Genomic DNA, 23,172 nt, shown 5'->3' on the forward strand with positions numbered 1-23,172 from the left:
TCGTGTTCTCTATGATCCGGCGAATGTACCAAGCCCTGAAGCCTTCCCGCAGCGAGTTTGTCCCGATCCGCGGCCTGTCCTACCACGTGCGCGTCTGGGGTCAGGCCGACGCCGCGACGCCGCCCCTGGTGTTGGTGCACGGCTGGATGGACGTGTCCGCATCGTGGCAGTTCATGGTGGACGCCCTGCAGTCGCAGCGCTGGATCATTGCGCCCGACTGGCGCGGTTTTGGACGGACGCGCAGCGACGGCCCGCCGCCCGACAGCTACTGGTTTCCGGACTACCTGGCCGATCTGGACGCCCTACTCGACCACTACGCCCCCGGGCAACCGGTCGATCTGGTGGGCCACAGCATGGGCGGCAACGTGGCCATGATGTACGCCGGTGTGCGGCCGCAGCGCATCCGCCGGCTGGTCAACCTCGAAGGTTTCGGCCTGCCCGAAACCCGCCCGACCCAGGCGCCCGAGCGTTATGCCAAGTGGATGGACGAGATCAAGGCCTTGCACCGCGGCGAGATGGACCTGAAGGCCTACGATTCGGTCGAAGGCGTGGCACAGCGCCTGATGAAGACCAACCCGCGCCTGCCGGCCGGCCAGGCCGAGTGGCTGGCGGCGCACTGGGCCGCGCCCGATGCGCAGGGGCGCTGGGCGGTGCTGGGCGACCCGGCGCACAAGGTGGTGAGCGCCCACCTCTACCAGGTCGAAGAGGCCCTGGCCATCTACCGGCGCATCAGCGCGCCGGTGCTCAGCGTGACCGCCAGCGACGACAGCCTGGGCCAGTGGTGGAAAGGCCAGTTCTCGCTGGCGCAGTACCACGAGCGGCTCCAGGCCGTGCCGCAGTTGCACAACGCCGTGGTCAACGATGCCGGCCACATGCTGCACCACGATCAGCCCGCCGCGCTCGCCGGACTGATCGAAACCTTCCTGACGTGAGAAAATCGCGGTTTCGGCCGGGCGCTGCGCATACGCGGTGCCGGCCGACCCATTTTTCGCACACCGACAGAAGGCCCCCATCATGGAAGCAGAACGCGTCAACTCCATCCGCAACCAGCTCGAAGACCTGACCACCCGGGTGGTCGAGCTCCGGAGGTATCTTTGACTACGATGCCAAAGCATCGAAGCTGAAGGAAGTCGAGTCCGCGCTGGAAGATCCGACGGTCTGGAACGACCCCAAGCGTGCCCAGGACCTGGGGCGGGAAAAGAAATCGCTCGAAGACGTGGTGCTGGTGCTCGACCGCCTGAGCAGCGAGCTGTCCGACAACACCGAGCTGTTCGAGATGTCCAGCGAAGACGGTGACGACGCCGGCCTGGTCACCATCGAAGGTGAAGCCGCCAAGGTGGCCGCCGAGGTGGAGAAGCTCGAATTCCGGCGCATGTTCAACAACCCGGCCGATCCGCTGAACTGCTTCCTGGACATCCAGGCCGGCGCCGGCGGCACCGAGGCCTGCGACTGGGCCAGCATGCTGCTGCGCCAGTACCTGAAGTACTGCGAGCGCAAGGGTTTCAAGACCACGATCGAAGACGAGACCGCGGGCGACACGGCCGGCATCAAGGGCGCCACCATCAAGATCGAGGGCGAGTACGCCTTTGGCCTGCTGCGCACCGAAACCGGTGTGCACCGCCTGGTGCGCAAGAGCCCGTTTGACAGTTCGGGCGGGCGCCACACCTCGTTTGCCTCGGTGTTCGTCTATCCCGAGATCGACGACTCGATCGAGATCAACATCAACCCGGCCGACGTGCGCACCGACACCTTCCGCGCATCCGGTGCGGGCGGCCAGCACATCAACAAGACCGACTCGGCGGTGCGCCTCACGCACATCCCCACCGGCATCGTGGTGCAGTGCCAGGACGGCCGCAGCCAGCACAGCAACCGCGACGTGGCCTGGAAACGCCTGCGCTCGCGCCTGTACGACTTCGAGCTGCGCAAGCAGCAGGAAGAGCAGCAGAAGCTCGAGGACACCAAGACCGACGTGGGCTGGGGTCACCAGATCCGCAGCTACGTGCTGGACAACAGCCGCATCAAGGACCTGCGCACCAACGTTGAAATCTCCGCCACGCAGAAAGTGCTGGACGGCGATCTCGACGCCTTCATCGAAGCCTCGCTCAAGCAGGGCGTCTGATGGTCCAGGCCCTGATCTTCGACATGGACGGCACCATGATCGACTCCATGCCGTCGCACCAGCGCAGCTGGGTCGAATTCACGCGCCGGCGCGACCTGGAGATCGACGTGCCCGAGCTGATGCGCCGCACCACAGGCCGCACCGGGGTGGAGTGCATGCGCGAGCTCTTCGGCGATATCTCCGCCGCGCAGGCCCAGGCCTTCGTCGATGAGAAGGAAGCCGTCTACCGCGAGCTGTTCGCACCCGTGTTCAGCGAGGTCGCGGGTTTCAAGGCCTTCCTGGGGGCGGCACAACAGCGCGGGCTCGCGGTCGGCGTGGGCACGGCGGGCGACCGCCACAACCAGGCCTTTGCCTACCAGCACCTGGCGCTGGGCGCGCCCCTGCCCACGGTGGGCGGCGACGAGGGCCTGCCCGGCAAACCCGAGCCCGCCATCTTTCTGGAAGTCGCGCGCCGCCTGGGTGTGGCGCCCGAGCGCTGCATCGTGTTCGAAGACGCGCCCCTGGGCATCGAGGCCGCGCGACGCGCCGGCATGCGCGCCGTGGCCATCTGCAGTTCACACCCGGCCGACGAACTCGGTGGCCCGCACGTGCTGGCCCGCGTTCCCGATTACCACGCCCTGATCACATCCCGTTTCCTGGAGACACTATGAACCCCTCGCGTGAAGCCAGCGGCCCGACCACCGTGGTCCGCCGAGAAGACTACGCCCCTCCGGCGTTCTGGATCGACACCGTGGAACTGGCGTTCGACCTGGACCCGGTCAAGACCCGGGTGCTCAACAAGATGCGCCTGCGCCGCAACCCGGACGTGGCCGCGCAAGCGCTGCGGCTCGATGGCGAAGACCTGAACCTCGCGCGCGTGCTGGTCAACGGCGCGGGCTGCTCGTTCAAGCTCGACGGCGAGACCCTGGTGCTGGAGAACCTGCCCGAAGGACAGGACCCCTTCGACCTGGAGATCTTCACCACCTGCGCGCCCGAGAAGAACACCCAGCTCATGGGCCTGTACGTGAGCCAGAGCACCTTCTTCACGCAGTGCGAAGCCGAGGGCTTTCGCCGCATCACCTATTTCCTCGACCGCCCGGACGTGATGGCCAGCTACACCGTCACGCTGCGCGCCGACAAGGCCAGGTACCCGGTGCTGCTGTCCAACGGCAACCTGGTCGAACAGGGCGACCTGCCCGACGGGCGCCACTTCGCCAAGTGGGTCGATCCGCACAAGAAACCCTGCTACCTGTTCGCGCTGGTGGCGGGCCAATTGGTGGCGCGTGAGCAGCGCGTCGTCGCGCGCAACGGCCGCGAACACCTGCTGCAGGTCTATGTGCGCCCCGGCGACATGGACAAGACCGAACACGCCATGAATTCGCTGATCGCCAGCGTGGTCTGGGACGAGGCCCGTTTCGGCCTGCCGCTCGACCTGGAGCGCTTCATGATCGTCGCCACCAGCGACTTCAACATGGGCGCGATGGAGAACAAGGGCCTGAACATCTTCAACACCAAGTACGTGCTGGCCAACAGCGCCACCGCGACCGACACCGATTTTTCCAACATCGAGTCGGTGGTGGGCCACGAGTACTTCCACAACTGGACCGGCAACCGCGTGACCTGCCGCGACTGGTTCCAGCTGAGCCTGAAGGAAGGCCTGACCGTCTTCCGCGACCAGGAGTTCAGCATGGACCTGTGCGCCGAAGCGTCGGCACGCGCGGTCAAGCGCATTGAAGACGTTCGCGTGCTGCGCACCGCCCAGTTCCCCGAAGACGCCGGCCCCATGGCGCACCCGGTGCGGCCCGACAGCTACGTCGAGATCAACAACTTCTACACCGTCACGGTCTACGAAAAAGGCGCCGAGGTCGTGCGCATGATGCAGACCCTGGTGGGCCGCGCCGGCTTCGCTGCGGGCATGAAGCTGTATTTCGAACGCCACGATGGCAGCGCCGTGACCTGCGACGACTTCGCCCAGGCCATGGCTGACGCCAACCCCTCGTCCGACCTCGCCCGCCTGCTGCCCCAGTTCAAGCGCTGGTACAGCCAGGCCGGCACGCCGCTGGTGCAGGCCCGCGGTGTGTACGACGCCGCTGCGCGCAGCTACACGCTCACGCTCACGCAAAGCTGCGCCCCCACGCCGGGCCAGGCCCACAAAGAGCCGTTCGTGATTCCGGTGGCGATGGGCCTGCTCGACGCCCAGGGTGCCGAGTTGCCGCTGCAACTGGCCCACTGGAGCCAGCCCGAGGCCGGCACACGCAGCTTCGTGCTGACCGAGGCGGTGGAAAGCTTCACCTTCATCAACCTGGACAGCGAACCGGTGCCGTCGCTGCTGCGCGGCTTCTCGGCCCCGGTGGTGCTGGACTTCGACTACAGCGATGCGCAGTTACTCGGCCTGCTCGCGCACGACTCCGACCCGTTCAACCGCTGGGAGGCCGGTCAGCGCTTGGCGCTGCGCCGCGCGCTCAACGCGATCCGCGCCGATGGCCCGGTGGAGCGCGATCCGCTGGATGCTGCCTACCTGGAAGCCATGCACACCGTGCTGCGCCACCCCACGCTGGACGCCGCCTTCAAGGAACTGGTGCTGACCCTGCCGAGCGAAACCTACATCGCCGAGCAACTCGACGTGGTGGACCCGCAGCGCGTGCACGCCGTGCGCGAGGCCATGCGCGAACAGCTCGCTCTGGCCCTGCACGACGACTGGGTCTGGGCCTATGAAACCCACAAAGACAACGGCGCCTACCGCCCCGACCCGGTGAGCACCGGCCGGCGCGCACTCGCCGGCATGGCGCTGTCCATGCTGTGCCTGGCCGCGCACGGCAACGGCGACCTGGTCTGGCCCGGCAAGGCCTACCAGCGTTTCAAGGACGCCGGCAACATGACCGACCGTTTCAACGCCCTGGCCAGCCTGGTCGGCAGCGGCCAGCCGCTGGCGCAGGACGCCCTCGCACGCTTCCATGCGATGTTCCGCCACGAGGCCCTGGTGCTCGACAAATGGTTCGCCCTGCAGGCCGGCGCAACCGACCGCGGTGGCAACGTGTTGCCCGCCGTACGCCGCCTGCTCGCCCACCCGGATTTCCACCTGCGCAACCCCAACCGCGCGCGCAGCGTGATCTTCAGCTACTGCAGCGCCAACCCCGGGGGTTTCCACCGCGCCGATGCGGCGGGCTACACCTTCTGGAGCGAGCGCGTGATCGAGCTCGACGCCATCAACCCGCAGGTCGCCGCCCGCCTGGCGCGCGCCCTGGACCGCTGGAAAAAACTCGCCGAGCCCTACCGCAGCGCGGCCCGTGAAGCCATCGCCCGCGTGGCCGCCAGACCCGACCTGAGCAACGACGTGCGCGAGGTCGTCACACGCGCCCTCGCGGACTAAGGAAGAACCATGACCAAACGCATCTCCCTCACCCGCTACCTCGTCGAACAGCAGCGCGTCGACGGCCACATCCCCGGCGACCTGCGCCTGCTGCTCGAAGTGGTCGCGCGCGCCTGCAAGAGCATCAGCCAGGCCGTCAACAAAGGCGATCTCGGTGGTGTGCTCGGCGTCGCCGACACCGAAAACGTGCAAGGCGAAGTCCAGAAGCAGCTCGACATCATCGCCAACGAGGTGCTGATCGAGGCCAACGAATGGGGTGGCCACCTCGCCGCCATGGCCAGCGAGGAAATGGACAGCATCTACGTGGTGCCCAACCGCTTCCCCCAAGGCGAATACCTGCTGATGTTCGACCCGCTCGACGGTTCGTCGAACATCGACGTCAACGTGAGCATCGGCACCATCTTCTCGGTGCTCAAGAAGGGCAACGACAACCCCGACACCATCGAGCCCGTGTGCGAACAGGACTTCCTCCAACCCGGCAGCCAGCAAGTGGCCGCGGGCTACTGTGTCTACGGTCCACAGACCACCCTGGTGCTGACCGTGGGCGACGGCGTGGCCATGTTCACGCTGGACCGCGAACAGGGCTCCTTCGTTCTGACCCGGGAGAACGTGCAGATCCCGGCCGACACCCGGGAGTTCGCCATCAACATGAGCAATATGCGCCACTGGGATGCCCCGGTGAAGCGCTACGTGGACGAATGCCTGGCCGGCAAGGACGGCCCGCGCGGCAAGGACTTCAACATGCGCTGGGTGGCGTCCATGGTGGCCGATGTGCACCGCATCCTCACCCGCGGCGGCGTATTCCTGTACCCCTGGGACAAGCGCGAACCCGACAAGCCAGGCAAGCTGCGCCTGATGTACGAAGCCAACCCCATGAGCTGGCTGGTCGAACAGGCCGGTGGCGCCGCCACCAACGGGCGCCAGCGCATCCTCGACATCCAGCCCACCAAGCTGCACGAGCGTGTCAGCGTGATGCTGGGTTCAAAGAATGAGGTTGACCGGCTGACCAGCTACCACAGCACGCTATAATCTTGGGCTACAAGCCGGTGTAGCTCAGTCGGTAGAGCAGCTCATTCGTAATGAGAAGGTCGGGTGTTCGATTCATCTCTCCGGCACCAACAAGTAAAAGCCCCTTCACAGCAGCGCTGTGAAGGGGCTTTTTGCTGGGCGTCCCGGTTCAGTTGTCGCTGGCCAGCAGCCGGAAACCTTTGCCGCGCATGCAATGCGCCTCCATGAGCTCTTGCTCGGACTTGGGGACCTTGCTCAGTCCCACCTGAAAGCGGCACTCGGACAACTGGGTATAGGTGTCATTGGCGCTCACATCGGGCTTTTGCCAGGATGGAGGTTTGGAAGATGCACATCCCGCGAGCACCAGCGCCGCGATCAACATCCCTGCAGTCTTGATCATCGAAAATCCTTGAGAAAAAACAGGCGGACGCAGCATAACAAACGCCGCTCCACCCGTTCGCCTCAGGGGCTTGCCGCTCAGACCACCATGCCCGGATTGCCTTCCATGCCGATGAGCTGCGGGGTGTTGATCTTCACGTCCTTGATGACCTTCTTGTCGCGCAGGTAGCCCGAAACCAGGTCCCAGATCGGTTCGCCCTGCACGCCCTCCTGCACCGAGGCCCAGCCGGCCACCTTGTACTTCTTGTCGGCGTCGATCGGTTTGCCTTTGAGCGTCATGTTGTTGATGCGCTGGCCGACCGCGGCCTTGGGCGCCAGGCTGTAGCTCAGGCCACCCACGCGCACCATGTCGCCGCCCTGCTGGTAGTAGGGGTCGGGGTTGAAGATGTTGTCCGCGATGTCTTCGAGAATGCCCTTGATCTGTTCGCCGGTGAACTCGTTGAGCGTGGTGGCCGGGTAGGTCAGCGCCATCTGGTCCATCATGCGTTCGTAGGTGATCACGTCGCCGGGCAGCAGCGAGGTGCCCCAGCGCACGCCGGGCGAGAACGACATGTCGGCGCCCTTGCCTTCGATCAGGGCGTCGCAGATCACCTGGTCCCACGAGCCGTTGAAATTGCCGCGGCGGTACAGCAGGTCTTCGGTCACGGCGAGCTTCTCTTCGAGCTTGTCCTTGAACGGCGCGCGCACCTTGTCGATGTAGGCCTGCATCTCCTTGTCGGCCGGCAGCAGGTTGGAGAACACGGGCAGCAGCTTGTAGCGGAAGTCCTGCACCTTGCCACCGCGCACGTCGAAGTCGAGCACGCCCAGGTACTTGCTGTTAGAGCCGGCGTTGGTCACCAGGGTCTGGCCACCGGCGTTTTTCACGATCACCGGTGCGGGCATGCCGTCGTGGGTGTGGCCGCCCAGCACGGCGTCGATGCCGCGCACGCGCGAGGCCATCTTGATGTCCACGTCCATGCCGTTGTGCGACAGCACGACCACCACCTGCGCGCCCTTGGCGCGGGCTTCGTCCACCGTCTTCTGCATGTTCTCGTCCTGGATGCCGAAGGACCAGTCGGGCACCATGTAGCGCGGGTTGGCGATCGGGGTGTAAGGGAAGGCCTGGCCGATCACGGCCACCTTCACGCCGTTCATCTCGCGCATGGAATACGGCGAGAACACGAGGTCGCCGAAGTCGGTGGTCTTGACGTTCTGCGCCAGGAATTCGATGTGGCCCTTGAAGTCCTTTTCCACGATCTCCTGCACGCGCTTGGCGCCGAAGGTGAACTCCCAGTGCGGGGTCATCATGTTCACGCCCAGCAGCTTGCAGGCGTCCACCATGTCCTGCCCATTCGTCCACAGCGAGGTGGCCGAGCCCTGCCAGGTGTCGCCGCCGTCGAGCAGCAGCGCGTGCGGGCGGCTGGCCTTGAGCTGCTTGACCAGCGTGCTCAGGTGGGCGAAGCCCCCCACCTTGCCGTAGGTCCTGGCGGCCTGCGAGAAGTTGAGGTAGGTGAAGGCGTGCGCCGCCGCGGTGTTGGGCTTGAAGCCGAAGTGCTTGAGCAGCTGTTCGCCCACGATGTGGGGCGGGCGGCCCACGGCCTCGGCCACGCCGAGGTTGACGTTGGGCTCGCGGAAATAGATCGGCTGCAGCTGGGCATGGCAGTCGGTGAAGTGCAGGAAGCTGACGTTGCCGAACTTGGGCACGTCGTACAGGCGCTCGCCCGCGCCGGGCGTGGCGGCCAACACATCCTTGTGGCTGAGCGCCATGCCAGTGGCACCGGCCACGGCCAGCACCTGCATGAATTCGCGGCGGCTGAAGCTCATAAATATCTTTCGGTAGCACCCCTGCCGCGCTGCGCGCGACCCCCTCAAGGGGGCGGCATCTGCGGCCCGGCAAAGCCGGTCCCGCGATGCCCTGGGTTGCAGGGCATCGTGCGCGGCTGGGTGAGGTTGGGTTATTGGTTGACGGGAGACTTCGGGTCCAGCAGCAGCGCCATCACGTGCTGGATCTGCTTCTCGGTCAGGATGCCCTTGTGCCCGGCGCGTGGCATTTGCGAACAGGCGTTGTAGGCACGCGAGTTCCACAGCTTGCCCCAGGTGTATTCCACGATGGCCTTGCCCGCCGGGCTGTTCAGGTCGGTCGCGCCGCGCAGCTTGGCGTAGTTGTAGAGGCTGGGGCCCAGGTTGCCGAAGGAGATTTCTTCCTTGCTGATCTGGTGGCAGTTGTAGCAGTTGCCGCCGTTGGCGTCGCCGGCCTTGTCGCTCCAGGTCAGGCCGCGCCCGCTCTGGGCGATCTTCTCGCCCTCTTTCCAGTCGCCGAGGAACTTGCCGTCGCTGGGCATCTTCACGGTCTTGAGTTCGGCGGCTTCGATCGCCTTGGCGGTCTTCTCGTCGAGCGGCTGGCCGGCCACGTCGGCGGCGCTGCACAGGCGGTTGGCTTCGTCCTGCACCAGGCGGTCCACCTTGGCGATGCCGCGGTCCTGGAACGAGGTCTTCATCACCTCGGCAGCGGCCTTGTCATAGCCAGCCCCGGAAGGCGAAGACGTGCAGCCGGCCAGCGCAACCAGAGCAGCGGCCACGGGAATCAGGGCGTATTTCATGCTTGTGTTCATGTCGGTGTCTCCAGATCAGCGCTTGATGGCCGGCACGATGGACTCGGCGCTCTTGGCGTTGACGCCCATGTAGACGCCCAGCGCGATGGTGGCTTCGCTGCCGAACTTGGGCTCGGGGAAACGTTGCTGGCGGTAGCAGTCGTTCAGGCGCAGCTGCATGCCCCACATCTGCGAGTTGGACACGCGGTAGGCGGGCCAGGCGGCAAAGCCGATGCCGTCACCCGGGTTCTTGGTCAGGTTGGGCAGATCCTGCAGGCGGATGCGCCCGCCGTCGGTGCCGTGGCACGAAGCGCACGAAAAGTCGTGCGGGCCGCCGCGCGCGAAGAACAGGCGCTTGCCCACTTCGTACATGGTCTTTTCCTGCTCGTGGGCTTGCGAGAGGTTGAAGCGCAGGCCTTTGGAAGCCGTGGCCACGTAGGTGGCGAGCGCCGTCACGTTGGCCATTTCGCCCTTGCCGAACGGTGTCTTCATGATCTCGGCGGCATCGAAGCCCTGCAGGGTCTCCATGCAGGTGATCAGGCGCGTTTCCAGGTCCTGCACGCGGCCGGTGTCCTTGAAGTATTTCGGCAGCTCCACGAAGGCGCCCGCGACGACCCCGGGGCCCTTGCCCAGATCGCACTGTTCGAGCGAAGCGTTTTTCGGCCCCCGTTTTTTCTTCCAGAGCTCCTCGCCCTTCATTTCGAACAGTTCGGCGGGGTTGCCGTCCTGCAGCATCTCGCGGTACTTTGCAATGCCGTCGAGCGCGGCGTTGCCCTGGGCATGCACAGCGCCTGCGGCGAGCAGACCACTCAGCGCCAAAGCGGCGCCGCAAGCAGTGAGTTTCATGAGGTATCTCCTTCGTTGTATTCGGCGCGGTCTCCAACCGCCAAGGTCACCGCGGAACCGGCTCCGCCGGGCCGCAGGCGACGCCCCCTTGAGGGGGTCGCGCAAAGCGCGGCGGGGGTGTGGCCGTCCCCGCGCGGCGGGGGTGGGTCACCCGATTCAAGCGATAGCGGCTTCGTCGGTGCGGGACTCACCTTTGCTGTCGGTCCACTTCACCACGATCTTGTCGCCCTTGGCGCCGCCCTTGAACTTGAAGGACAGGAAGGGGTTCTGCGACACCGAGCCGCTGAACATGGCCTTGAGCACGGTCTTGCCGTTGCTGGTGGCTTCCACGTCGCGGATGAAGTGGGCGGGGATGAGGGCGCCGGCCGCGTCTTTGCGGGTACCGGGTTCCATGGGGTGGGACATGAGCACGCGAACGGTGGTGACTTCACCAGCGAGGGCGGCACGGATGCGCATCGGGTCTGCCATGATGGACTCCTATCAATTCAAAAAAGTGGTGGGTGGGCTTGCGGGGTGTGGGTTCGGGGCGATCAGCCGCCGCATCCACCCAGCGTCACCTTGGTTTCCTTGGACGCCGAGAACAGCTTGCCGTCGGCCTTGACGACCGCGATCACGTTGGTGCTCTGGCCCATCTTCAGACGGGTCTGCACGTCGGCTTCGGTGCCGGCGGGAATGAAGAACGCGCACGACAGGGGCGTGGGGTTCTTCTCGACGATCAGGTACATCTCGGTCGTGTTGGGCAGCTTGCTGGTGGCGCCCACGGGCACCACGGCACCGTTCTCGGCGATGTCGGGCGAGACCACGCTGACCTGGTCGCTGGTGGCGGGGGTACCGCCGATGGCCTTGAGCGCGTCGTCCAGGGTTTTGACCTGGAAGCTGGCCTGCTCCACGGCGGCCTGGGCCTGGCTCTGGGTGACGATGCCCAGCGACACCAGCGTGGCGAACGCGCCGGTGGTCTTGAGGGCGGTGCGGCGGGAATTGTTCATGTCGAACTCCTGAAAAGAAAAAGAGGTGAGTGGGTTTATTTGTCGGGCGCGCCAGCCAGAACCCAGGCGGCCAGCAGTTTAAGTTCGTCGTCTTTCAGCGCCGCCTGTGGGGGCATGGGCACCGGGCCGTAGAGACCGGAGCCGCCCGACTTGATGCGCGCGGCCACTTTGTCCGGCGCATCGGACTGGCCCTTGTACTTCGCAGCCACGTCCTTGTAGGCCGGGCCCACGATCTTCTTGTCGGCCGCATGGCAGGCCAGACAGGCGCTTTTGGACGCCAGTGCCTTGGCCGCCGCCGCATCCACCGCGAAGACACCCGCTGTGGTCAGCAGGGCCGCGGCGGCCAGGACGGTCTGTTTGAAATCCATCTTCATAGCTTAGGGTCTCCTTGGGTTGAAACGAATGGGGTTAACGAGTAGATGCGAATATATTTGAGTACAACCATATTGGTCGGAGTGAGCCGTGTTCAAGAGCGGCGGCTCAGCGGGCGCCGGCCGCGATCCACTGGGCGATGGATCGGGCGTCGGCGTCATTGAGCTGGTCCTGCGGCGGCATGGGCACGGAACCCCACACCCCCGTGCCACCGGACTTGATCTTGCCGGCCAGATAGGCTTCGAGGTCGGCCCGACCCTTGTGTTTGGCGGCGATCTCGTTGAAGCCCGGCCCCACGATCTTGTTCTTCACGCCGTGGCAGGCGGTGCAGGCGTTGGTCGCCAGCAAGCCCTTGACGTCGCCCCCGGCCGGGGCCGCGGCGGCCACCACCACCGCCTTGGGTGCCGGGGTCGAACCCACCGGGCCTTTGGGTGCGGGCCGGGTCGTATCGGCGCCGCGCACCGGCCCGATGATGCGGTTCTGCTCGGCGATGTTGCCGTGCGCATCGCGCGCAAACGCGGGCAGCGAAGAGTGGACCACCGGATCGACGGCGCAGTTCTTCATGCAGGCCACGTTCTTCACGTCGCCCTTGCCGTTGGCCTTCCACAGCGGTTCGTAGAACACCATGCCGTTGCGGTTGGGCATGCGCTTTTGCACCTCGGCGATGTTCTTGTCGCTCAGCGTGAAGTCGGCGGGCACCACCTCGGCCAGGCTCAGCAGGTAGGCCAGCACGCCATAGACCTCGTCGGTCTTGAGCGTCTTGGGCGCGTTCCAGGGCATGGCGCGGTTGATGTAGTCAAACAGCGTGGAGACGGTCGCCACCTTCATGAGGGTCGTCTTCTGCGGCACGATGCTCTTGCCCTCTTCCAGCCCCTTCACGCGGCCGGTCCTGATATCGTCCTTCGTGGTGCCGCCGATGAGGGGCGTGAACACCTCGTTGGACTCACCGAAAGTGCCGTGGCAGGAAGCGCACTTGCCCTCCCACACCGTCTCGCCCAGCGAGACACTGCCGGCACCCGCGGGCAGGCCCTTGAAGTCAGGGCGCACATCGATGTCCCAGGCCTTGACCTCGGCCGGCGTCGCATCGCGACCCATGTTGGACCACGGTTTGTCCTGGGCAAACGAGGAAACAGAAACGCTGCCGAGCAAAGCAAGGGCGAGCGAAGCGATGCCCCGTGAACAGCCCAGAAAGCCGTCGAACCGGCTTCGCCGGGCGACAGGCTTTGCCCCCTTGAGGGGGGATGCGTTTACACGAAGTGAAAAAGCGACGGGGGTGTTCATGTCAATAAACCTGCACGTTGGAGACTTCACCGTTTTCGGACACCAGCCAGCTCTGGATGGCGTTCTGGTGGTACACGGAGCGCGTGCCGCGCACGGCCCGCAGCTGGTTGATCTTGGGCTGCACGTAGCCGGTGCTGTCGATGGCACGGCTCTGCAGAATGGCGGGCTTGCCGTCCCACACCCAGTCGATGTTGAAACGCGTGAGCGCCTTGGGCAGCACCGGGCCTTCGATGCGCGCGCTGCGCCAGTTGCGGCCCCCGTCCACGCTCACGTCCACCCGCTTGATCGTGCCGCGACCCGACCAGGCCAGGCCAGTCACGTTGTAGTAGCCCCTGTCCAGCAGCGTCTGGCTGCCCGAGGGCGTGGTGATCACGCTCTTGGTTTCCTGGATGCCGGTGTACTGGCGGTGCGTGCCGTCGGGCATGTGGTCGATGTAGTGCACTGCCTCGTCCTTGGCGGCGTACTTCTGGTCACCCACCTCGATGCGCCGCAGGTACTTGACCCAGCTCACACCCTGCACACCCGGCACCACCAGGCGCAGCGGGTAGCCGTTTTCGGGGCGCAGCATCTCGCCGTTCATGGCCCAGGCGACGATGCAGTCGTCCATGGCGCGCTCGATGTCGATCGTGCGCGTCATCGAGGAACCATCGGCGCCTTCGGCCAGCACATACTTCGCGGCCTTCTTGTCGACGCCGCACATCTCCAGCAGCGTGGACAGCAGCACGCCCGTGAATTCCGAGCAGCTCACCATGCCGTGCGTGTACTGCACGGTGGGCACGGCCACATTGCCCCACTCGGTGGCCGAATTGGCGCCGCATTCGATGAAGTGGATGCGCGAGACACTGGGCAGGCGCATCAGGTCGTCCATGGTGAAGACGCGCTGCCGCTTCACGAGGCCGTTGACCATCAAACGGTGCTTGCTGGGGTCGATGTCCCACCAGCCCTGGTGGTGGCGCTCGAAGTGCAGGCCGCTGGGCGTGATGATGCCGAACAGGCCCTGCAGCGGCGTGAAGCTCACCGACGCCTGGTTCACCCGGGTGAGGCCCGGGCTCTGGCGGCGCTGCAGGTTGGCTTCCCACTTGCTGGGCTTGCCGTAGCCATCGGTCACCACCGACTGGCCCAGGCCCGTGCTGTGCTCGGGCAGTTTCAGGATGGCTTCTTCGCCTTCGGCCGCCATGGCGCGGGTGGCGGCACCCGCCGAGGCGGCCACGCCGGCGCCCATGGCCAGCGCGGTGCCCATGAAACGGCGGCGGGCCTTGCGGGCCTGCTCCAGCTTCTCGGGACTCAAAAAATGCTCCGGCGCGGGCAGGACGCGCCCAATGACGTCGCTCAGGTCTTTAGACACTTGCTTTTTCCTTCTGGTTGGCGGGGGGAGTTCGTCGGGAGTTGGCCGGCACCTGCGCGGCCGGGTCGGGGGAAATGTCGTCGGCGAAATGGCGCAGGCCGTCGCCCGATTTCGCTGCGTTTTCAAGGCGGCCCAGGACCTGCATCGACACCGTGCGGCACAGCTCGATGTACATCGGGTCGGCCACCTTGTAGAAGATCTGGGTCCCTTCGCGGCGGCGCGACAGCATGCCGGCCTGGTACATCAGACCCAGGTGCCGTGACACATTGGCCTGCGCCAGGCCGGTCACCCGGATGATCCCGTTGACGCACTTTTCCTCCTGGCACAGCGCGTGCAGGATGCGCAGGCGCGTGGGCTCGCCCAGCACGCTGAAGTAGCGCGCCACGGACTCAAAAACCTCGTGCATGTCATCCACAGATATGTCTCCGGCCTGGGTTTGATTTCGATCAATTAACTATATGATTGATTGCCTATATACAGATTAGTGTAAACCCGAATTTCTCCACTTTTCTGACGGGCGGCACCCTGCGTCGCACGCTTCATCGTGCCCTCCGCGCCCCGCACAGCGCGTACCCGGCCCACCAGAAACCGTCCGGGAGCCCCCATGCCGGGCCGGGGTTTTCCAACGCTTGTGGCTGACCCCTGGCTGACCGCGACCGAAAAACTGCGGCCAAAAGCGCTAGGGTTTTCACGGTCCAGACGGGCCGGCGGGCGATGCTAGCATCAAGCATTTAAATATGCGTAAACACTGATTAATACGGTTCCGTATGGGGCCCTGCTACAGTTTTCAGAGGCTGCTCGGTTCAACCCAACCCCAGGAGGTGAAGATGGTCACAACAATGAAATGGCTGGCTGCGGGCGCGTTGTGCGCCGCCGCCGTGGGGGCGCAAGCCCAGGTCGATCAGGTCAGGGTCTGGGCTTCGGCCTGCGCCAACTGCCATGGCACCGATGGCCGGGCCCTGCAGGGCAACGAGCCCCTGGCCGGCAAGGACAAGGACGAGCTGGTCCAGAAGCTGATGGACTTCAAGACCGGCCGCAAGCCCGCCACCCTCATGCACCAGATCTCCAAGGGCTACTCCGACGAGCAGCTCCAGCAGATCGCCGCCTACTTCGCCGCCCAAAAGAAATAAGGAGACCGGTCATGCAACGTCGTCAATTTGTACAAACGCTCGGCGCGGGCTCCGCCATCGCCGGTCTGGGCCTCATGAGCGGTTGCGCCACCCCGGGCGGCAGCGGCGCCAAGGTGGTGGTGGTCGGTGGGGGCTACGGCGGCGCCACCGCCGCCAAATACGTGCGCCTGTTCTCCGACCACGGTGTCCAGGTCACCCTGGTCGAGCCCAATGCGGCCTTCGTCTCCTGCCCCATCTCCAACCTGGTGATCCAGGGCAGCAAGACGCTCGCCGACATCACCACGCCCTACGACAACCTCGCCAAACGCCATGGCGTGAAGATCGTGCGCGATCGGGTCGCCAGCATCGACCCCGACAAACGCACGGTCAAGCTCGCGGGCGGCGCCGAACTGCCCTACGACCGCCTGATCCTCTCGCCCGGCATCGACTTCATGTGGGACAGCCTGCCCGGCATGGCCAAGCCCGGCGCGCAGGACAAGGTGCTGCACGCCTGGAAGGCCGGCGCCCAGACCGTGGCGCTGCGCCAGCAGCTCGAAGCCATGCCCGATGGCGGCGTGTACGCGCTGTCGATCCCGCAGGCGCCCTACCGCTGCCCGCCCGGCCCCTACGAGCGCGCCTGCATGGTGGCCAACTACTTCAAGAAGGCCAAGCCCAGGAGCAAGGTGGTGATCTTCGACGCCAACGACGACATCCAGTCCAAGAAAGGCCTGTTCATGAAGGCCTGGAAGGAGCACTACGACGGCATGATCGACTACCGGCCCAAGCACAAGGTGGTGGACGTGGACGCCGCCACCAACACCCTGAAATTCGAGTTCAACGACGACTTCAAGGCCGCCGTGGCCAACGTGGTGCCCAACATGCGCGCGGGCGAGATCGCCGTGAAGACCGGCCTGGCCACGGCCAACGGCCGCTGGTGCGAGGTGGACTTCCTGACCTTTGAGTCCAAGGCCCACAAGAACCTCCATGTGCTGGGCGACGCGATCCAGATCGCCCCGGGCATGCCCAAGTCGGGCCACATGGCCAACCAGCACGGCAAGACCTGCGCCGCAGCCGTGGTGTCCCTGCTCGCGGGCAAGGCGCCGCCTTCGCTGCCGATCTACGCCAACACCTGCTACAGCTTCGTGACCGACGAAGACGTGGTGCACGTGGCCAGCGTGCACCGCTACGACGCCGACAAGAAGACCATGCTGCCGGTGCCCGGTGCGGGCGGCGTGTCGGTAGCGGCCAGCGAACTCGAAGGCCGCTACGCCCACGCCTGGGCGCGCAACATCTGGGCAGATAGTTTGGCTTGACCCCCCGCGTCGCAGGACGTGACTCCCCCCCGCGCCGCCTGCGGCGTCACCCCCCTCAAGAGGGCAGCATCTGCGGCCCGGCGAAGCCGGTTCCGCGATGCTCTGGGGGCGCGGCTTCGTGTGCAAAGGAAATCAAACAAATGAATGGCTTCAAATCATGGACCGGCACCGCCCTCGGGGCGGCCCTCCTGGTCGGCGCCTCGGGCGCCTGGGCCCAGGCCGACGAGGCCCGCGCGAAGAAGATCGCGGGGGGTTCCTGCTTCCTGTGCCATGGGGTGCAGGGCGAATCCACGAGCGAGATCTTTCCGCGTCTGGCCGGGCAACACGCCGAGTACATCGCCAAGCAGCTCACCGCCTTCAAGAACGGCCAGCGCAAGAGCACGGCCATGGTCGAGATGGTGGCCAAGCTCACGCCCGACGAGATGCTGGCGCTGGGCAAGTACTACGAGAAGATGAGCATTCCGCGCGAAGAGCCGAAAGATCCGCAGCTCGCCGCCGTGGGCCGCTACATCTTCTACAACGGCAACAAGTTCAGCGGCGTGCCGGCCTGCGTGAGCTGCCACGGCGCCAACGCCGAAGGCTCGGCCAACCTGCCCCGCCTCGCAACCCAGTTCTCGGGCTACATCCACACCCAGCTGAAGTCGTTCAACAAGCGCGAGCGCACCAACGACAACGCGGTGATGCACACGGTGGTGGAGAAGATGACAGAGCTGGAGATGGCGGCGGTGGCCGAATACGTCAGCAGCAAGTGAGCGGGCACGCGCTTCACTGGTAGATCACCGTGACGGTGACGGTGTCGCTGTAGCTGCCGGGCACCACGCTGGTCTGTCCGGCCGGGATGCGACCAAACACCGTGTGGTTCTCGGTGGTGCCGCCCAGCAGCACGATGGTGACGCTGCCGGAGACGATCTGGGTGCTTCCACTGCCGTCCCCCCAGACCGTGGCGTAGGCGCCGGAGGTGTAGAGGTTGTAATTGAGGCGGTTCGCCCCGCTGCCCATCTGGCGCGCGCTGTAGGTGCCATAACCGCCCGGGCTCAACTCGATGTCGTAGGGCACCAGCAAACCCAGCACGCCCCCGCAGGTCACGGCCACGTTCCCGGTGGAACTGGTGGCGCTGCCCGACAGCGGGTCGTGGACGCCAAAGGCCACAGAAGAGGTGCTGGCCGAACACGAGCACAGGACCGTGCACAGCGCGAACGCGGACGGGGACAGGCCAAGCAGGCCCAGACCCAAACCAACCCCGAGCAGTCTTTTCTTCATCGTTCGACTCCTTCACACACCACGTTCCCCAGGTCCGACAGGCCCTCCGCGATCGCCTCCTGTGGCAGATGGGCGCCACAGCGACGACCGTTCCATTCGGCGCTCAGGCGCAGGCCGTCACGGATGCGGTTGACGAACAGCCGCCCGTCAAAACCCACCGGGAACGTCCGCTCGTCGCCATCCACCCGCACGGGCGTGCCGGGCGGCAGTGGAACGCCTCCAGGGCCCAGCAGCCGCAGACTCGCGCCGCGACCACTTCGCACCGGGAAGTCCGCCACGACCCCGCTGCGCAGCGCCGGCGTCAGCACCAGCTTGAGCGCGCCCACGTCGGCCTCGAGCGGCAGATCGGCCTGCTCGATCTCGATCGGATTCTTCTGGTAGGCGCGCAGATCCGTCACCAGGGCCAGGCCTCTGGCGTTGGTGCGCGCGACTTCCTGGTGGTCCCGGTACACGCGCACCCCGGCGTAGTCGGCCACCTGGACCACGGCGAAACTGCCACCCAGGCTTCGCGTCAGCATCAGACCGCCCCCTGCGAGGGCCACACCGCCGCTCACGCTGGCGCGGTGCTCCATGGCGCCGCCCGTGTGCACCGCTTCGGCCACCACGTCGGCGTAGGGGCTGCGCAGGCTCGCCGCGACCGCGAACATCCCGCCGTCGCGGGCCTGCAGGCGGTAGCCCCAGCCGTCCCCCGCGGGCAGGTTGCGCTGTGCCTGCAGGCTGTAGCGGGTACGCTCGCGCCGACGCCCGACATCGGCACTCAGGGTGGTTCGATCGTCCACTGCCATGGTCAGGATCACGCCGGCGTGCAGCCGGTTGTTCGCCGCGTTGCTGCGCACCGCGTACAGGCCGAGTTGCGCCGACCGACCCAGCCGCATGCTGTAGCTGGCGGACAGCAGGCGGTGATCGTCACCGGCCCACAACGTCTGCCGCACGAAACCCAAGCCGAGTGAGCGGCCACCCAGCGGAATCCCCAGGCTGGCCACCAGCCGCTGCCGCGGCGCCTGGTCCGCCCGCTGACCGATCTGCGCAAATTCCCGGCTGGCATGCTGCACCTGCCCGCTGAAGCTGATGCCCCGCGTGCGGCGCTCCAGGCCGAGCGACAGCAGGGTGCCCCGCCCCGCAGGGCTGTGGCTGGCGGCCGCGGCGAAGTTCAGCGTACCCACGTGGATGCCCTGCAAGGGCGGCACCAGCCAGACCCCGGCAGCGCCCACCGCCTGCTGCTGGCTCGTGAGCTCGGCGCGCCACTCGCGGGTGAAGTCCGGCCGCACCCCGAGCCGGTCGGTCGCCACCAGCATCGAGCGTCCGTAGTGGGCATTTGCCAGGCCGTAGTCTTCCCGGATCGCACCGAGTTCGTAGGAAAAATCGCGCAGGCCCGGCCGCAGGAGCTGCGGACTCGTGTGGTACGACTGCTCGATCACCTGCTGGCGCCCCAGCAAGTCCTCGACCACCAGGCGCACCTCGCCCTGCCCGCTCATCACCGGAAGGTTGGCCAGTTCAAACGGCCCCGGTGGCACATCGGACTGCCAGACATGGACGTTGTCCAGGTAGACGTCGAGGGTGGACGGCAACACGGCTTCGCCCGCCAGGCCGGGTCGCGGGTAGGGAACGAAGTCGGGCCGCACGGCGAAGTCGGTGCTCCACTGGACACCGCCAAACCGCACCGAACGGCCCCAGCTGCCGCCCCGGCTGATCGAATCGCCCAGCCGCCAGCGCTCCATGCGCTGCGGCCGGTCAAGCGTCCAGGTGCTGTCCAGCCGCACCTGGCGGCGCCCGGCCGGGCTGTCGCGCCACAGCGCGGTGGTGGTGCCGCTGCCCCAGCCATTGAAGAGGCCCAGCTCGAACAGGCCGCCACCGCTGCCGCGCCCACTGCGCGACTGCCATGCGAGGTCGTAGTTGAAGAATCCACCGGGCCGCGAGGGCGTGAGGTCCGAGGCCTCGTCGGCACCGTACGAGAGCTCGGTCGGCGTGAACCAGGCCGCTGGCACGCTCAACACAAGCGTCTGCGAGGGCCCATCGATGCGGTACGTGAGCCCCGGCACCTCGGCCAGCCGGATGTGGGCCCGCCCGTCGATCTGCGAGCGCGGCAGATCCTGGGCCTTGAGCCGCCAGGCCAGCCAGTCCTGCTCGGCCACGTTCAGGCTGCCATCGGGCAGTCGCCAGACCGTGGTCGTCTCGCCCACCTCGGCACCATTGACACGGACCGCCAGCAACAGGGGCTCCCCCTCCAACCCACCCGCCAGGGCCAGCGCACAGCCCATCACCAGTAGGAGCGGCAGCGCCAGGCGCCCCGGGGGCCTAAGGGACGCTGAGATCCAGCACCACATGCTGTCGCCCCTGGTCGGTCTCGGCATCCAGCACCACACGCGGGCCAAACACGGGGGCATCGGGCCGCAGCACCCACCCCCGGCTCTGACCGGCCATGACCACGGCGCCGGCCTGCGATTGGGCCAGCGGCTCCACGCTCTGCAGCACGCCCTCCGGGCGCAATGCGATGCGGGTCACGAGGATGTGGGCATTGCCCGTGTTGCTCAGGTCCACGGCGATGGAGCCGTCGGCGGCGCGCCGCGCCTGCCAGGCCTGCCCTGGAACGATCTTCGAAGGCGCGGCATACACCGGCACACTGATCTGCAGCAGCACGCGCACGCCGTGGACGGGTGTTGAACCCGCTCCAGGCAAGGCTGGCGCGGCAGGCACCTCGCGCAGGAGCAGGCGGTAGGTGGATTCGCGCTGCAGATCGCCGGGCGCACGCCGCACGCCAAGGCGCAACACCTGGGAGCCGCCCGCAGGGAGGGTGAACATCGGCGGGTTGACCCGCAGCTCGGTCGTGGGCACCAACCGGTCTTGCGCGCCGGCCTGCGTCCAGGACAGGGTATCGACCTGAATCACGGTGGCCTCCCCGCTGCGGTTGGTGACCGTGATGGCCGCGCGGTCGTGCCCCGGCGCGAGCTCGATCCGCACAGGCTGCACGGCCAGGTCAGCGGCCAGCGCGAACGCCGGCCATCCCCAGGTCAGCAGGAGACCGACGCAACGGCACCACATGGGTGGTGCTCAGTTGTAGGTAACGGTCGCAACGACAGTATCGGCGTAGGAGCCGGGCGGCACGTACTGCCCCGCGACAATACGCCCGTAGACGGTCCGTGCCTGGGCCGTGCCGTCCCCGGTGAAGGTGCCGGTGGTCGGGTTCACGCTGGTCCCGTTGAGGCCATCGCCCCAGACCGTGGCCCGGCCAGCATCCAGGTACAGGGCGTAGGGCAGGAAGTTGGCGCCATCGACCATTCGCCGGGTGCTCGCATCGCCGGGGGTCGAGGGGCTGGCACCGGCGTCCAGCGCCACCGAGTAGGTGGTGCCCGAGGTACAGGTGACGGTCACGGCGCCTGCGGTGTCGAGGTCTGCCCCGGTGGGGTCGTAGACCCCGAACGCCACCGGACTGGTGGCCACGGCGCAAGTGGCGGTCACGGTGGCCGTGACACTGAGGTTGGCCGTGGTGGTGGCGGAGAAGCCGGGCACGGCGCTGAACGCCAGCAGCGCACCCATCCAGTGAAAACGTGCTTTCATGCGTTGTTCCTCCTTGGTCGCGCAAGCCTGGAAAGGGTTGACACAAACCCCCAGCCTCCCCCGCTCACCCGACGCATCATATTAGTGCACGGATACAAATAAATCGCTACCCGGCAGCTACGAGGTCTGCGCTACATCAATCAAGCCACCCGGGCAACGAGCTCGCCCTTGTCGTAGCGCTTCTGCATCGTCTCCAGGCTGTGCACCTGGGTGATCCTGCTCGCCATGCCGGTTGAGCCGAACGCTTCGTAGCGCGCGGCGCAGATCGCCTGCATCGCCTTGGTCGCTTCCTTGTAGAACTTGCGCGGGTCGAAGTTCTTGCGGTCTTCGGCCAGGTGCTTGCGAATGGCGCCGGTGCTGGCCATGCGCAGGTCGGTGTCGATGTTGACCTTGCGCACGCCGTTCTTGATACCTTCCACGATCTCTTCCACCGGCACCCCGTAGGTGACGCCCATGTCGCCGCCGTACTGGTTGATGATGGCCAGCCAGTCTTCCGGCACGCTGGACGAACCGTGCATCACCAGGTGCACGTTGGGAATGCGCTGGTGGATTTCTTTCACGCGGTCGATGCGCAGCACCTTGCCGCTGGGCTTGCTGCTGAACTTGTAGGCGCCGTGGCTGGTGCCGATGGCGATGGCCAGCGCGTCGACCTGGGTCTTGCTCACGAAGTCGGCGGCTTCGTCGGGGTCGGTCAGCAGCATGGAGTGGTCCATCTCGCCTTCGGCACCGTGGCCGTCTTCCTCGCCAGCCTTGCCGGTTTCCAGCGAGCCCAGGCAACCGAGCTCCCCTTCGACCGACACCCCGCAGGCGTGGGCCAGGTCCACCACCTGCTTGGTGGTGTTGACGTTGTACTCGTAGCTCGAAGGCGTCTTGCCGTCGGCCAGCAGGCTGCCGTCCATCATCACCGAGCTGAAGCCCGACTGGATGGAACGGAAGCAGATGGCGGGGGCGGCGCCGTGGTCCTGGTGCATGCAGACGGGGATGTGCGGGTACATCTCGATCGCGGCCGAGATCAGATGGCGCAGGAAGGGCTCGCCCGCGTAGGAGCGCGCACCGGCCGAGCCTTGCAGGATGACCGGGCTGTCCACCGCGGCGGCGGCCTGCATGATGGCCTGCACCTGTTCCATGTTGTTGACGTTGAAGGCCGGCAGGCCGTAGTTGTGCTCGGCGGCGTGGTCGAGCAGCTGGCGAAGGGAGATGAGGGCCATGGTGTTTCCTTGATGAGGTTGAAGACAAGATGGAAAGAACGAGGGGTAGCCCAGCGCCAGGATGCGGTGGAACCGGCTTTGCCGGGCCACTCGCATCGCCCCCTGGGGGGGTGACGCCGCAGGCGGCGCGGGGGGTACCTATTCCGCGCGGCGCGCCAGCACCTCGAACGCCGGCAAGGTCTTGCCCTCCAGCACTTCGAGGAAGGCCCCACCCCCGGTGGAGATGTAGCCCACGTCTTTCTCGATGCCGTACTTGGCAATGGCGGCCAGCGTGTCGCCACCACCGGCGATGCTGAAAGCGCTGCTCTCGGCAATCGCCTGCGCGATGGTCTTGGTACCGTTCTCGAAGGCGGCGAACTCGAACACACCCACCGGGCCGTTCCACACAATCGTGCCGGCCTGCTTGAGTTGCGCGGCCAGGGTGGCGGCGGTTTCGGGGCCGATGTCCAGGA

24 protein-coding genes and 1 tRNA gene are annotated in these 23,172 nt (G+C 66.3%); 9 read left to right on the forward strand and 16 right to left on the reverse strand.

Annotated features, from left to right (window positions below; translation table 11 throughout):
• Positions 1 to 23 precede the first annotated feature (23 nt).
• The 6 genes from HTA01S_RS15470 (at position 24) to HTA01S_RS15495 (ending at position 6,586) form a co-directional block, all read left to right on the forward strand.
• Entirely contained in the window at positions 24 to 932 is a 909-nt protein-coding gene (locus tag HTA01S_RS15470) for an alpha/beta fold hydrolase (RefSeq protein ID WP_068173449.1), read from the forward strand.
• A gap of 82 nt (positions 933 to 1,014) precedes the next feature.
• A protein-coding gene (prfB, locus tag HTA01S_RS15475) for a peptide chain release factor 2 (RefSeq protein ID WP_157572125.1) occupies positions 1,015 to 2,119 on the forward strand; the annotation gives its coding sequence in 2 pieces (ribosomal slippage) (positions 1,015 to 1,095 and positions 1,097 to 2,119; 1,104 coding nt in all).
• Positions 2,119 to 2,769, forward strand: coding sequence for an HAD family hydrolase (locus HTA01S_RS15480; RefSeq protein ID WP_068173453.1), 651 nt, complete (start codon positions 2,119 to 2,121; stop codon positions 2,767 to 2,769). The genes prfB and HTA01S_RS15480 overlap by 1 nt, the downstream gene beginning before the upstream one ends.
• On the forward strand, positions 2,766 to 5,468 hold the full coding sequence (gene pepN / locus HTA01S_RS15485) for an aminopeptidase N (protein WP_068173455.1): 2,703 nt from the start codon (positions 2,766 to 2,768) through the stop codon (positions 5,466 to 5,468). Before HTA01S_RS15480 ends, pepN begins: the two co-directional genes overlap by 4 nt.
• Positions 5,469 to 5,477: 9 nt before the next feature.
• Entirely contained in the window at positions 5,478 to 6,497 is a 1,020-nt protein-coding gene (locus tag HTA01S_RS15490; RefSeq protein WP_068173457.1) for a class 1 fructose-bisphosphatase, read from the forward strand.
• 13 nt (positions 6,498 to 6,510) lie between these two features.
• Positions 6,511 to 6,586, forward strand: a tRNA-Thr gene (locus tag HTA01S_RS15495).
• A gap of 59 nt (positions 6,587 to 6,645) precedes the next feature.
• On the opposite strand, the gene HTA01S_RS15500 is transcribed toward HTA01S_RS15495, so the two are convergent.
• From HTA01S_RS15500 to HTA01S_RS15545, 10 genes are all read right to left on the reverse strand, one after another.
• Positions 6,646 to 6,912, reverse strand: a complete 267-nt coding sequence (locus HTA01S_RS15500) for a hypothetical protein (RefSeq protein WP_157572126.1) — start codon at positions 6,910 to 6,912, stop codon at positions 6,646 to 6,648.
• Positions 6,913 to 6,953: 41 nt separating this feature from the next.
• Complete coding sequence (soxB, locus tag HTA01S_RS15505) at positions 6,954 to 8,678, reverse strand: thiosulfohydrolase SoxB (protein ID WP_068173459.1); 1,725 nt, start codon at positions 8,676 to 8,678, stop codon at positions 6,954 to 6,956.
• A 131-nt stretch (positions 8,679 to 8,809) separates the two neighbouring features.
• Positions 8,810 to 9,466 carry a sulfur oxidation c-type cytochrome SoxX gene (gene soxX, locus HTA01S_RS15510; RefSeq protein ID WP_068173462.1) on the reverse strand — a complete coding sequence of 219 codons (657 nt, stop codon included), beginning with the start codon at positions 9,464 to 9,466 and terminating at the stop codon, positions 8,810 to 8,812.
• 15 nt (positions 9,467 to 9,481) lie between these two features.
• Positions 9,482 to 10,291, reverse strand: coding sequence for a sulfur oxidation c-type cytochrome SoxA (soxA, locus tag HTA01S_RS15515; protein WP_068173464.1), 810 nt, complete (start codon positions 10,289 to 10,291; stop codon positions 9,482 to 9,484).
• A gap of 156 nt (positions 10,292 to 10,447) precedes the next feature.
• Positions 10,448 to 10,759 carry a thiosulfate oxidation carrier complex protein SoxZ gene (soxZ, locus tag HTA01S_RS15520; RefSeq protein ID WP_068173466.1) on the reverse strand — a complete coding sequence of 104 codons (312 nt, stop codon included), beginning with the start codon at positions 10,757 to 10,759 and terminating at the stop codon, positions 10,448 to 10,450.
• 62 nt (positions 10,760 to 10,821) lie between these two features.
• The gene (gene soxY / locus HTA01S_RS15525; RefSeq protein ID WP_068173468.1) at positions 10,822 to 11,277 is read right to left on the reverse strand and encodes a thiosulfate oxidation carrier protein SoxY; all 456 of its coding nucleotides are present in this window, start codon (positions 11,275 to 11,277) and stop codon (positions 10,822 to 10,824) included.
• A 35-nt stretch (positions 11,278 to 11,312) separates the two neighbouring features.
• Positions 11,313 to 11,651, reverse strand: coding sequence for a c-type cytochrome (locus HTA01S_RS15530; RefSeq protein WP_068173471.1), 339 nt, complete (start codon positions 11,649 to 11,651; stop codon positions 11,313 to 11,315).
• Between the two features lie 106 nt (positions 11,652 to 11,757).
• Complete coding sequence (locus HTA01S_RS15535; RefSeq protein WP_245638098.1) at positions 11,758 to 12,744, reverse strand: c-type cytochrome; 987 nt, start codon at positions 12,742 to 12,744, stop codon at positions 11,758 to 11,760.
• 187 nt (positions 12,745 to 12,931) lie between these two features.
• On the reverse strand, positions 12,932 to 14,275 hold the full coding sequence (gene soxC / locus HTA01S_RS15540) for a sulfite dehydrogenase (protein WP_068173473.1): 1,344 nt from the start codon (positions 14,273 to 14,275) through the stop codon (positions 12,932 to 12,934).
• Positions 14,268 to 14,681, reverse strand: a complete 414-nt coding sequence (locus tag HTA01S_RS15545) for an ArsR/SmtB family transcription factor (RefSeq protein ID WP_245638099.1) — start codon at positions 14,679 to 14,681, stop codon at positions 14,268 to 14,270. The genes soxC and HTA01S_RS15545 overlap by 8 nt, the downstream gene beginning before the upstream one ends.
• A 421-nt stretch (positions 14,682 to 15,102) precedes the next feature.
• On the opposite strand from HTA01S_RS15545, the gene HTA01S_RS15550 reads away from it, so the two are divergent.
• From HTA01S_RS15550 to HTA01S_RS15560, 3 genes are all read left to right on the forward strand, one after another.
• Positions 15,103 to 15,405 carry a c-type cytochrome gene (locus HTA01S_RS15550; protein WP_157572128.1) on the forward strand — a complete coding sequence of 101 codons (303 nt, stop codon included), beginning with the start codon at positions 15,103 to 15,105 and terminating at the stop codon, positions 15,403 to 15,405.
• A gap of 11 nt (positions 15,406 to 15,416) precedes the next feature.
• Entirely contained in the window at positions 15,417 to 16,697 is a 1,281-nt protein-coding gene (locus HTA01S_RS15555; RefSeq protein WP_068173474.1) for an NAD(P)/FAD-dependent oxidoreductase, read from the forward strand.
• A gap of 140 nt (positions 16,698 to 16,837) precedes the next feature.
• Positions 16,838 to 17,449, forward strand: a complete 612-nt coding sequence (locus tag HTA01S_RS15560; protein WP_068173477.1) for a c-type cytochrome — start codon at positions 16,838 to 16,840, stop codon at positions 17,447 to 17,449.
• Positions 17,450 to 17,462: 13 nt separating this feature from the next.
• Here HTA01S_RS15560 and HTA01S_RS15565 read toward each other — a convergent pair whose 3' ends face one another.
• The 6 genes from HTA01S_RS15565 to pgk all read right to left on the reverse strand — a co-directional run.
• Positions 17,463 to 17,957, reverse strand: coding sequence for a Csu type fimbrial protein (locus HTA01S_RS15565; RefSeq protein WP_068173479.1), 495 nt, complete (start codon positions 17,955 to 17,957; stop codon positions 17,463 to 17,465).
• Complete coding sequence (locus tag HTA01S_RS15570; protein WP_169804785.1) at positions 17,954 to 20,167, reverse strand: fimbria/pilus outer membrane usher protein; 2,214 nt, start codon at positions 20,165 to 20,167, stop codon at positions 17,954 to 17,956. Before HTA01S_RS15570 ends, HTA01S_RS15565 begins: the two co-directional genes overlap by 4 nt.
• 85 nt (positions 20,168 to 20,252) lie before the next feature.
• The gene (locus tag HTA01S_RS15575; RefSeq protein WP_068173482.1) at positions 20,253 to 20,996 is read right to left on the reverse strand and encodes a fimbrial biogenesis chaperone; all 744 of its coding nucleotides are present in this window, start codon (positions 20,994 to 20,996) and stop codon (positions 20,253 to 20,255) included.
• Positions 20,997 to 21,005: 9 nt separating this feature from the next.
• Positions 21,006 to 21,512: a Csu type fimbrial protein gene (locus HTA01S_RS15580; protein ID WP_068173485.1), complete on the reverse strand. Its 507-nt coding sequence runs from the start codon at positions 21,510 to 21,512 to the stop codon at positions 21,006 to 21,008.
• Between the two features lie 140 nt (positions 21,513 to 21,652).
• Positions 21,653 to 22,720 (reverse strand): class II fructose-bisphosphate aldolase, encoded by a 1,068-nt coding sequence (fba, locus tag HTA01S_RS15585; protein WP_068173487.1) that lies wholly within the window; start codon positions 22,718 to 22,720, stop codon positions 21,653 to 21,655.
• Positions 22,721 to 22,858: 138 nt separating this feature from the next.
• On the reverse strand, positions 22,859 to 23,172 hold a 314-nt coding region (pgk, locus tag HTA01S_RS15590; RefSeq protein ID WP_084236142.1), incomplete at its 5' end, for a phosphoglycerate kinase.

Source organism: Hydrogenophaga taeniospiralis CCUG 15921 (assembly GCF_001592305.1).
Classification (GTDB): domain Bacteria; phylum Pseudomonadota; class Gammaproteobacteria; order Burkholderiales; family Burkholderiaceae_C; genus Hydrogenophaga; species Hydrogenophaga taeniospiralis.